The following is a 10729-nucleotide window of genomic DNA, read 5'->3' on the forward strand; positions in this document are numbered from 1 at the left end:
GGCTGATTCGATGTGTTTGCGGGAAAAAAATCGGCCCAGATCCGCGAAATTTTAATCAGCGAGTCAGCTTGGGAAGAAATGACCTGCTTATTCGCACCTTCCCTAGTATTAAGACTATCACTTATTTAAGTGATATTGGTTGTCTGGAGATTCAGGGGGCCAGTCTACTTGTTAAGTTTTATATGATTATGAGATATTGGGATTATTGAGTTCCAGGACAATTCTGATAAGATAGCGATAACCAACACTACCCTGCAATAACCACTCAAGATGAAAATTATGACAAACCATAAAGAAGAGAACAGGTTATTATCATTATACTCTATGGGGATCCTTGATACAAAATCTGAAGAACGATTTGACAGATTGACGAGGATTGCCACCAAACTCTTTGATGTACCAATAGCACTTGTTTCATTAATTGATAGAGACAGGCAATGGTTTAAGTCATGTTATGGGCTGAAGATAAAAGAGACAGATAGAAGTGATTCATTTTGTACAATAGCAGTAGATCTTAGTGAACCATTAATAGTGCCCGATGCAATCCTTGATCCAAGATTCAAAGAAAATAAATTAGTTAAAAATGATCCTTATATCCGGTTTTATGCAGGGCATCCCGTAAGACTGCCAGATGGTGAGATAGCTGGAACAATATGTATTATTGATACAGAACCAAGAGTATTAACCAGAGATGACTTCTTATTGCTTAAAGATTTAGCAGAAATCGTAGAGGATGAGTTTAGAATAATAAACGAAGCAACTACTGATCCTTTGACAGGTATATGTAACTGGCGTTCTTTCGCCCTAATGACGGATGAATCGTTAAGAAAAGCCAAAAAAAAGAAAAAAACATTCTGTGTTCTGATCATAGATCTCGATAATTTTAAACCAATCAATGATAACTTCGGTCATTCAGAAGGTAATGAAGTACTTTGCAATTTTGCAGATATGCTGGAAGATCTTAGTAGTTCAAAAAGCGTTGTTGCAAGATTAGGAGGTGATGAATTTGGTGTTCTATTACCCGAGTCAACCTATAAAGAAGCAGAAGAATTCCTTCATAAATTGAGGGCCGGGATTACCAGCTACAATCTTAATTCTCAAAAAAAATACAACATAGATTTTTCTGCAGGGATTATTGAATATGATGAGAAAATTCATACTGAACGCTCTGCTATCATGCAGGATGCAGACGAAAGAATGTATGAAATTAAAAAGGGAAAACGATGGTATATGAAAAAATAGGGCATACAGCCATATTTTTTTTGGCCCCTCAAAAAATCAATCAGTTGATCACCTGACAAAGGCTTCGAATAATAATAACCTTGAAATTCATCGCAATTCATATTTTTAAGCAATTCAAACTGTTCATTATTTTCCACACCTTCGGTAATGGTCCCAACTTATTGATAGTGTTTTATGTTCAGATAATGCCGGATGACTTTGTCATGCAGCTCCACCGATTTTGAGAACGACAGCGACTTCCGTCCCAGCCGTGCCAGGTGCTGCCTCAGATTCAGGTTATGCCGCTCAATTCGCTGCGTATATCGCTTGCTGATTACGTGCAGCTTTCCCTTCAGGCGGGATTCATACAGCGGCCAGCCATCCGTCATCCATATCACCACGTCAAAGGGTGATAGCAGGCTCATAAGACGCCCCAGCGTCGCCATAGTGCGTTCACCGAATACGTGCGCAAACCGTCTTCCGGAGCCTGTCATACGTGTAAAACAGCCAGCGCTGGCGCGATTTAGCCCCGACATAGCCCCAATGTTCGTCCATTTCCGCGCAGACGATGACGTCACTGCCCGGCTGTATGCGTGAGTTTACCGACCGCGGCCTGAGTTTTTTAAGTGTCGTAAAATCGTGTTGAGGCCAACGCCCATAATGCGTGCACTGGCGCGACATCCGACGCCATTTATGGCCATATCAATGATTTTCTGGTGCGTACCGGGTTGAGAGGCGGTGTATGTGAACTGTAACTGCCATGTTTTACGGCAGTGAGAGCAGAGATAGCGCTGATGTCCGGCAGTACTTTTGCCGTTACGCACCACCCCGTCAGTAGCTGAACAGGAGGGACAGCTGATAGAAACAGAAGCCACTGGAGCACCTCAAAAACACCATCATACACTAAATCAGTAAGTTGGCAGCATCACCCAAAAACGCCGGGATTATCCATGGCTCATAGCCCCGTTAAGAAAGTGGCTCGCCTTAATAATATTTTATATCCAGCCCTCCCTCTTCAAACCGTTAATCCAGTAATTTCATCTCCAGCGCCCGGCTCATCGCTTGAGTGCGGCTATTCACTTTAAGCTTCGCGTAGATGTTTTTAATGTGCCATTTGACCGTTTCAGCAGAAATAACGAGGGAGCGAGCAATTTCTTTATTCATCTGACCTTCAGCGATCAGTTGTAATACCTGCAACTCTCGCTCGCTGAGTTCCCCATGAATATCGGGGCTTCCACTATTAAACGGTGTTCCATCTGCAGGCGCGCGCTTGCCGGCCCAGGGTTCATGGACTATCCCTTCCTCTGTACAAGCCAAAGAGGAATCGTTCATACCGATAAGCAAAGGTTGCAAGGTATCGCCAGCGTCAAGAAAGAGGCCTTTGAGATGCTGGTGTTCAGCCAGCTGCACGACTGGCTGAAATGTTGTGCGCGCAGCGGCAGTTTTGCCGCTGCTCCACAAGGCTAATGACCAGAGCGTACGCAGACGCGCTGCGGTTAACCTGTCCCCCCGGTTTTCCTGATCAGAGACCATCTCAGCCAGTAAAATGCAGGCTTGCGGCGCCCGGCCTGTGGCGAGAAGAAGGCGACAGTGGCTAAGGGATGCATACAGAACGATAGCGCGTTGGCAGGGATGTTCGGCATCCATTCTGAAGCTGGCGGCCATTTGTTCAAGTTGTCGCTGCAGTTGCTCTGCGCCTGTGACATTGCCGCGCTGCAGCCGCACTTTCACCTGCTCGGCTAACATCATGGCCTGGAGCCGTTGCCAGCCGCGAGACACGGCAAGACGCTGCGCATGCTCCAGCAATCGCTCGGCCTCATACGGCATATCGCCATCCAGGGCCTGACGCGCGAGATAGGTATAGCAACGACTCAGCGCATCGGGTGGACTGAATCGGTCGATGAATTCGAGCCGGTCGGCTAACAGATGATCGGGCGAGTCACCACTCTGACATTCATAGGCTATCTCCGCCAGCAGCGGCGCCAGCGTCGCGCCACTAGTCGACTGGGTACCGGTATAACATTCAGCCTGACGCAACGTTTTCTCTGCGTACCACCCGGCTTTCCCCAGATCGCCCTGACAAAGATGGCACTGGGCAATGATAAAAGCGCGATATACCGAGACAAACAGATTATCTATAGGACTTTCCGGAGAGGGCATATGCTGTTGAACCTCCAGCGCATCGTGATAGCGCTGGTTAACAACATGGCAATAGCTGAGAATATTGCATATCAGACCATCAACCCAGGTGTCGCCGCAGGGCACTTCGGCCAGCAACGGCTGAACAATAGCCAGACTCTCCGGGATGTTTTCCGCAAAGGCTTCGCAAATTGCCCGCACAACCCGCAATTTACACCAGGTGCTGCGGGTTAAATCCTCACGATGATGAAGTACCATCTGATCGAGGTTATCAAGCAGCTGCCTCGACTCATCAAAGTGGAAATAATGCGCCAGTGCCCAGGCCAGATTAATTTGCAGGTCAATGCGCGAAGGATCGGTGCTGGGCGGTAAATGATGCATCCATGAGATCAGGGTATCGATATCCCCTTCTTCCGCCAGTGACTGAGCGCTTGCGCCATCCTGTACGGGGCTATGCACCGGCTTGCCTGCGCTGAGCGCATGGCGTACCGCCTCAGACCACAGTTTCTGTTCGACGAACCAATGACTGGCTAATTCATGCAGCTGTTTGCGATCAATATCGTTGTTCTGCTGCAGCATGGTCCGAAGATTTTCCTGCAACAGAGGATGGTAGCGGAACCAGTAGCCTTGTTCGTCAAGGGCTGACAAAAAAAGGTTGTGTCGCTCAATCCATGCCAGCATCGCTTTACTATCATCACGTCCAGTCACTGCATTGCATAATTCGGCATTTAACCGACTGAGGAAGGACGTTTTCACCAGAAAATCAAGAACCTCTTCCGGCAGCGGATCCAGTACCACCTCTTTCAGATAGCGGGCAATAGACCGTGTTCCTCCATGCATATTGCGCAACAGATGCTCGGGATCATGCTGTAATTCTGCGGACAATGAAGCGATCTTCATCCCTGCAATCCAACCCTCTGTCACGGACTGTAGCCGCTGTGCATGGTGGTTGCTGAGGGGTAGCGCAACCGTGCGGCTAAAATAGTGTTTTGTTTCTTCGAGCGTGAATTGCAGGTCTCGATCATAGATTTCCACCAGTTGGTCCTGGGCCTGCAGCTGGCTCAGCGCAAGATTCGGGTGGAAACGGCTGCCAATGATCAGATGCAAGGCGGCAGGCGCATGCTTGATTAAATACCCCAGGGCTTCATAGACCCCACGATCGTTAATCACGTGGAAGTCGTCGATGATCAGGTATACGTCATGCGGGCAATAGTGTAGCTGGTTAATGAGCCCGGCCAGCAGTTGCTCGGAGCTGGAGAGCTTCTGTTCTTCCATGTCACGCCAGAAATCGGCGTCCCAGTCAGCATAGAGTGGACGCAATGCTTGCAGCAGATAAGGAATAAACTGCCATACGTCATCATCATCCTCATCGAGGCTCAGCCAGGCGATATGTTCCCCCTGCGCGACCATCTGCTGATGCCATTGCGCCAACAGCGTGGTTTTGCCAAATCCAGCGCCGGCGCAGACGACGCCCAGCCGGCACTGCTGAACGGGACTGAGAAGCTGAAGAAGCCGGGGGCGCTCCAGCAATTGTATCGAGGAGCGAGGCGGGACGAATTTGGTCAGGATTAACGGCAAGCCTCGTGTCAGCCGCAATGGCCCGGAGACCAGTGAGGGTGATTGGCGACCTTCTAAATCCAATGGCTTCATCCGTGGTGTCTACTCGTTTTGTTTTTTTTCAATTGTACGCCAGCCACCGGGATGACATGGGGCAGGCAAACTTTATGGCTACACAAAATTTAGAAAGTTTGACCTCAAGCATGAAAACCCCCACCTACCCCCCCATGAAGGTGGCTTCGCACTCTCTCTAACCGCTCGTAGATTCATTGCATGGGTGTGGCCAGGGTTATTCGCCCTGTCTGTTGGCCCCGCCTGGGTGACCTTTATTGAGGAGAATTAAACGATGCTCAGCAAACAGGCGTTATTGCAGGCTTACCGCAAGATGCGGGAGATCAGGACCTTTGAAGAGCGGTTGCATCAGGAAAATACCAGCGGTGATATTCCGGGCTTCATTCACCTTTATACCGGTGAGGAGGCCATCGCGGTGGGGGTCTGCGAAAATTTAACGAGCGCAGATTTCATTGGTTCAACACACCGTGGACATGGCCACTGTATTGCTAAAGGTTGTGACATTCACGGCATGATGGCCGAAATATTCGGTAAGGACAGCGGGTTATGTCGCGGTAAGGGTGGCTCGATGCACATTGCCGATCTGTCGAAAGGAATGCTGGGGGCGAACGCTATCGTTGGGGGGGCCCCTCCACTGGCCATCGGCGCCGCGCTAACGGCAAAAACGCTAAAAACCGGCAACGTCGGTGTCTCTTTTACGGGCGATGGGGGTTCTAATCAGGGCCTGGTCTTTGAAGCCATCAATATGGCCGTCGTGCTCCAGCTTCCAGCCGTCTTTATTTTCGAGAACAACGGTTACGGCGAAGGGACCGGCCATGACTACGCCGTGGGTGGGCGTGATATCGCCCGGCGCGCCGCTGGCTTCGGCCTGCCGGCAGTGACCGTCGATGGCACCGATTTCTTTGCGGTTTATGAGGCAACCTCAGAGGCGGTCAAGCGTGCGCGAGAAGGCGGTGGCCCAAGCGTCATTGAGGCCAAAGCCTTCCGCTGGCATGGTCATTTTGAGGGCGATCCCGCGCTATACCGCGCGGAAGGTGAAGTGCAACGCCTGCGTGAACAACATGATCCGCTGAAGATTTTCACCGCTAAGGTCAAGCAGCATATCACCCAGGAAGAACTGGCGGCGATTGACGAGGAAGTAGAAGCCCTGGTCAACGATGCCGTATTGAAGGCCCGCGCCGCTGCCTATCCGGCTCCGGAAGACCTGCTGACAGACGTGTACGTCTCATACTGAGGGTGATAACCATGACAATAAAAACCTATCGTGAAGCGGTCAAGGAAGCTCTGGCTCAGGAAATGGAGCGCGATGAACGTGTGGTACTCATCGGTGAAGACTTGCGTGGCGGTCATGGCGGAAATGCGCCCGAAGAGGCAAAGATTGAAGCCTTTGGCGGTGTGCTGGGTGTCACTAAAGGGCTGTGGACGCAGTTCGGCTCCGATCGGGTGATCGACACGCCCATTACCGAGTCAGCCATCATCGGTATGGCGGCCGGCGCCGCAGCGACGGGGCTGCGGCCGGTCGCGGAACTGATGTTCATGGATTTTTTTGGTGTGAGCCACGATGCACTGTACAACCAGGCGGCTAAGTTCCGCTACATGTTTGGTGGCAAAGCCAGAGCTCCGCTGGTGATGCGAGGGATGATCGGCGCGGGGTTTTCTGCCGCAGCCCAGCATTCACAGTCACCCTATAATATCTTTGCCACCACGCCTGGACTGAAAGTGGTGGTGCCCTCGACGCCTTATGACGTCAAGGGTCTGTTAATCCAGTCCATTCGCGACGACGACCCGGTGGTATTCTGCGAGCATAAAATGCTGTACGACCTCAAGGGCGAGGTACCGGACGAGATCTATACCATCCCGCTAGGTGTAGCCAACTACACGCGCGAAGGAGAGGATGTCACCATCATTGCGTTGTCGGCAATGGTACATAAAGCAAACCAGGTGGCGGACAAACTGGCCAGAGAGGGGATCTCGGTCGAGGTGGTCGACCCGCGAACCATTTCGCCGCTGGATGAGGAAGGTATTCTGGAATCGGTGGCTTCCACGGGGCGGGTCGTGATAGTCGACGAATCTGCTGCACGCTTCGGTTTTGCTCATGATGTCGCGGCGCTGATTGCGTCTCAGGCATTCCATTTCCTCAAAGCGCCCGTTCTGCTGGTGACGCCGCCACACACGCCGGTCCCGTTCTCCCCTGCTCTCGAAAAACTCTGGATCCCTGGCGTTGAACGTATCGAAGCCGCCGTCCGTCAAGTGCTGGAGGATTAACCTATGAGCGAAATCAAGACGCTTGAAATGCCAAAGTGGGGGCTTTCCATGGAGGAAGGCTTGCTCGCTCGATGGGCAATCCAGGAGGGTGACGATTTCACCAGAGGGCAGGAAATCTGTGAGATTGAAACCAGTAAAATCGTCAATGTGCTGGAGGCACCTTTTGCCGGTACATTACGCCGGATAATCGCCCGCGAGGGTGAGACGCTTCAGGTTGGCGCCGTGCTGGCTCTGGCGGCTGACGCTTCGGTCAGCGATGCTGAACTGGACGAATTTGCTGCCAGTCTGGCGACGGTGAAACCCGCAGCACCTGGCCCGGAGGCTGCCGCGCCGGACGTAGCGGCACAGGCAGGCGCTAAGCCACCTTCCGTTGTTTCGCCGCCATCCAACAGTCCGGAGCCCCCTATTGGGCAGACCGTCATTCCCGTCAGTCTGCAAGGCGTGACTGATGTGACTCAGGTTAATGCCACGCCCCATGCGTTACGACTGTCTGCCCGCTGGGGTGTCGACCTGAAAAAGGTCCGCGGCAGCGGGCGCGGGGAACGTATCTCTGTTTCTGATCTGGAAAGCGCGATCGTTGCCGCCGGCGGTCGCCTGGCCTCTCCGACGCCCCCCGTTCGTCCCAGCAAAGCGCCCCGCTCGCATGCCGATGATAGCCAGGTATCGGCCACCCCGCTGGCGCGCCGTCTGGCCGGCAAACTGGGTATCAACTTGCATGACTGCCGAAGCAGCGGTTCACGCGGTCGGGTGAGTCGCGATGATGTGCTGGCTGCGTCGTTGTTGCTCGACGGGCCCCCGCAGACCAGCCCTGTGCAGGAGAGTGCCCCGGCACCCTTTGAGAGCATCCCCATGTCCGGTATGCGGCGGGCTATCGCTTCTCGCCTGCAAACCTCCAAGCAACAGTCTCCCCATTTCCGTTTGAGTGTCGATCTCGATCTGGAACGACTGTTAGCGTTTCGTCAGGAAATTAACCGCGAAGTACCCGGTGTCAAGATTTCGGTTAACGACCTGCTGGTGAAGGCCTGTGCCCTGGCGCTGGTGGCCGTGCCAGACGTCAACATCCAGTTTGATGAAGCGACACAAAGTATCCGCCGCTTTGCGGATGCCGATATTTCGGTGGCTGTTGCGCTGCCTGACGGGCTAATTACCCCCATTGTTCGCTCGGCGAACCGGAAATCGATCAGCGACATATCGGCCGAAATTCACGCCCTGGTGACCCGGGCCAAAGCGGGCACGCTGAAGCCGGAAGAGTTCCAGGGGGGAACCTTTAGCGTGTCAAATCTGGGGATGCTCGGCGTACGGCAGTTTGACGCCATCATCAATCCACCGCAAAGCGCAATCCTCGCCATTGGCACCGGCGAGATGCGGGCGGTAGTACGCGACGGGCAAATCGTCGCGCGCCACCAACTGACGGTATCGCTATCCTGCGATCACCGGGTCATCGATGGGGCGGCAGGTGCAGCTTTTCTCCAGGAACTCAAGCGACTGACTGAAACCCCAACCCTGATGTTTATCCAGGAGACGAGCTATGCACGATAATTACGATGTGCTGATCATCGGCGGGGGGCCTGGGGGGTATGTGGCCGCCATCCGTGCCGGCCAGCTAGGTCTTCGTACCGCCTTAGTGGAAAAACAACATCTGGGCGGCATCTGCCTGAACTGGGGATGCATTCCAACCAAGGCGCTGTTGCATGGCGCTGAGGTCGCGCACAGTATCACCCATGCCAGTCAGCTGGGTATCAGCGTGGGTGAGGTGAATGTCGATCTGCAGAAACTGGTGCAGTTTAGCCGTGCCGTTTCGCAACAGCTCACCGGCGGGGTTGAGTATCTGTTGAAGAAAAATGGCGTGAGGGTGATTGATGGTACCGCGCGGCTACGCGGTAAGGGACAAATAACGGTAGCGGATGCCCGGGGGGAAGAGTACGATTACCGGGCCGATCACGTGATCCTGGCCACGGGCGCCCGACCACGCGCATTACCAGGCATAGCGCCAGATGGCGAATATATCTGGACCTATTACGAGGCACTACAGCCTAAGCGATTGCCCAGGTCGCTATTAATCATCGGTTCAGGCGCGATTGGCGTCGAGTTCGCCAGCCTTTATAACGATCTGGGCTGTAAAGTGACGCTGGTCGAGCTAGCGTCGCAGATTTTGCCCGTGGAAGATGCCGAAGTGTCAGCGGCGGTGCGTAAGTCATTCGAAAAGCGCGGGATTCAGGTCCATACCCAGACCCAGGTAACGCAAGTACAGCTCACCGATACCGGGGTGCGCTGTACAATGAAAAATACGAGCGCCGAATCTTTCCTGGAAGTCGAACGCGTGCTGCTGGCGGTTGGCGTACAGCCGAATATTGAAGATCTGGGGCTGGAAGCACTGGGCGTCGAGTTAGACCGCGGTTTTATCAAGACGGACACGGCTTGTCGCACTAACGTATTTGGGCTTTATGCCATCGGCGATGTAGCCGGCCCGCCGTGTCTGGCGCACAAGGCCAGCCACGAAGGCGTGATCTGCATTGAGACACTGGCTGGTGTCGAAGGCACCCACCCGCTTGATCGCGACTATGTGCCCGGTTGCACTTATTCCCGGCCTCAGGTTGCCAGTCTGGGCCTAACGGAATCGACGGCCCTGGCCAGAGGACGACCCGTCAGGATCGGTAAGTTCTCTTATCAGAGCAATGGTAAGGCGCTGGCCAGCGGCGAGACGGAGGGTTTTGTGAAGACTATTTTCGATGCTGAAACCGGCGAGTTGCTGGGCGCGCATATGGTTGGCGCACAGGTCACGGAACAGATCCAGGGGTTTGGTATCGCCCGTCACCTGGAGGCCACAGATGAAAGTCTCCTGTCGATGATCTTTGCGCATCCGACACTTTCCGAAGCGATGCATGAGTCAATCCTCGCGGCCTGCGACCAACCGTTGCATCAATAAAAAATAAGGGAGGCGATAGCGTCGTGATACGGAGTAAGTTGCCCGTTATCCCTCCTGTATTTTCCTTGAACGTTCGATAAGGTAACAGCCCGTCGTTAGGTAAGTATCCCGCATCATTGATCTCCAGCCACTGGCAGTCATCTCACTTTATTGAAAATGAGCAGGACTAACGCAAGGCAAATGGCTACCGACAAATGCGGTGATGAAGAGATTATCCATTGCTCCTTCTTTCCCTATTCTCTGGAGATCCCGATGCTGACTATCTGGGGCCGAAAAACCTCCTCTAACGTGCAGGCGCTGATGTGGTGTGTTGGCGAGCTTGGGCTGGACTATCTTCGGTTCGACGTGGGGCATCACTATGGCGGTACCGACAGCGAGGCGTTTTATATGATCTTACCCAGCAACCATGGTCCGGCAATAGCGAGAATCTTATCTTCCGGTAGGCTTTGTTGAATAAATAAGATTTCTTGCGAACGACCCTGTAGCTGGCTGGATTTTCAGGCAATACGCACGCTTTCTGGCATCCCAGCCTTTGTCATCCTGTTCAAC

7 protein-coding genes and 3 pseudogenes are annotated in these 10729 nt (G+C 53.1%); 7 read left to right on the forward strand and 3 right to left on the reverse strand.

What is annotated here, in order from left to right; all coding sequences use genetic code 11:
• A pseudogene (locus BV390_RS31355) lies at positions 1-209 on the forward strand (hypothetical protein); the annotation flags it as partial.
• A 70-nt stretch (positions 210-279) separates the two neighbouring features.
• Positions 280-1242 carry a sensor domain-containing diguanylate cyclase gene (locus BV390_RS29225; protein ID WP_081384141.1) on the forward strand — a complete coding sequence of 321 codons (963 nt, stop codon included), beginning with the start codon at positions 280-282 and terminating at the stop codon, positions 1240-1242.
• On the opposite strand, the gene BV390_RS31740 is transcribed toward BV390_RS29225, so the two are convergent.
• The 3 genes and pseudogenes from BV390_RS31740 to BV390_RS29245 form a co-directional block, all read right to left on the reverse strand.
• Positions 1155-1391 (reverse strand): EAL domain-containing protein, encoded by a 237-nt coding sequence (locus tag BV390_RS31740; RefSeq protein ID WP_255380413.1) that lies wholly within the window; start codon positions 1389-1391, stop codon positions 1155-1157. The genes BV390_RS29225 and BV390_RS31740 overlap by 88 nt on opposite strands.
• A gap of 9 nt (positions 1392-1400) precedes the next feature.
• Positions 1401-2096 (reverse strand): annotated as a pseudogene (locus BV390_RS32030) (IS1 family transposase).
• Between the two features lie 148 nt (positions 2097-2244).
• The gene (locus BV390_RS29245) at positions 2245-5010 is read right to left on the reverse strand and encodes a LuxR C-terminal-related transcriptional regulator (protein WP_085397605.1); all 2766 of its coding nucleotides are present in this window, start codon (positions 5008-5010) and stop codon (positions 2245-2247) included.
• Between the two features lie 253 nt (positions 5011-5263).
• Between BV390_RS29245 and BV390_RS29250 the strand changes: the two genes are divergently transcribed.
• The 5 genes and pseudogenes from BV390_RS29250 to BV390_RS29270 all read left to right on the forward strand — a co-directional run.
• A complete protein-coding gene (locus BV390_RS29250) occupies positions 5264-6223 on the forward strand; it encodes a thiamine pyrophosphate-dependent dehydrogenase E1 component subunit alpha (protein ID WP_002889884.1) in 960 nt (319 codons plus the stop codon).
• Between the two features lie 11 nt (positions 6224-6234).
• The gene (locus BV390_RS29255; RefSeq protein ID WP_002889881.1) at positions 6235-7254 is read left to right on the forward strand and encodes an alpha-ketoacid dehydrogenase subunit beta; all 1020 of its coding nucleotides are present in this window, start codon (positions 6235-6237) and stop codon (positions 7252-7254) included.
• A 3-nt stretch (positions 7255-7257) separates the two neighbouring features.
• The gene (locus tag BV390_RS29260) at positions 7258-8793 is read left to right on the forward strand and encodes a 2-oxo acid dehydrogenase subunit E2 (RefSeq protein WP_085397606.1); all 1536 of its coding nucleotides are present in this window, start codon (positions 7258-7260) and stop codon (positions 8791-8793) included.
• Positions 8783-10180 carry a dihydrolipoyl dehydrogenase gene (lpdA, locus tag BV390_RS29265; RefSeq protein WP_085397607.1) on the forward strand — a complete coding sequence of 466 codons (1398 nt, stop codon included), beginning with the start codon at positions 8783-8785 and terminating at the stop codon, positions 10178-10180. Before BV390_RS29260 ends, lpdA begins: the two co-directional genes overlap by 11 nt.
• Before the next feature lie 252 nt (positions 10181-10432).
• A pseudogene (locus BV390_RS29270) lies at positions 10433-10600 on the forward strand (thioredoxin domain-containing protein); the annotation flags it as partial.
• Between the last annotated feature and the right edge of the window lie 129 nt (positions 10601-10729).

This window comes from Klebsiella sp. YJ (assembly GCF_002108615.1).
Lineage (GTDB): Bacteria > Pseudomonadota > Gammaproteobacteria > Enterobacterales > Enterobacteriaceae > Klebsiella > Klebsiella planticola.

Bases quoted from the DNA above. Each gene is read 5' to 3' on its own strand.
- BV390_RS29255 (WP_002889881.1), top strand. From the start codon at position 6,235: ATGACAATAAAAACCTATCGTGAAGCGGTCAAGGAAGCTCTGGCTCAG.
- BV390_RS29225 (WP_081384141.1), top strand. From the start codon at position 280: ATGACAAACCATAAAGAAGAGAACAGGTTATTATCATTATACTCTATG.
- BV390_RS29245 (WP_085397605.1), bottom strand. From the start codon at position 5,010: ATGAAGCCATTGGATTTAGAAGGTCGCCAATCACCCTCACTGGTCTCC.
- BV390_RS29250 (WP_002889884.1), top strand. From the start codon at position 5,264: ATGCTCAGCAAACAGGCGTTATTGCAGGCTTACCGCAAGATGCGGGAG.
- BV390_RS29260 (WP_085397606.1), top strand. From the start codon at position 7,258: ATGAGCGAAATCAAGACGCTTGAAATGCCAAAGTGGGGGCTTTCCATG.
- lpdA (WP_085397607.1), top strand. From the start codon at position 8,783: ATGCACGATAATTACGATGTGCTGATCATCGGCGGGGGGCCTGGGGGG.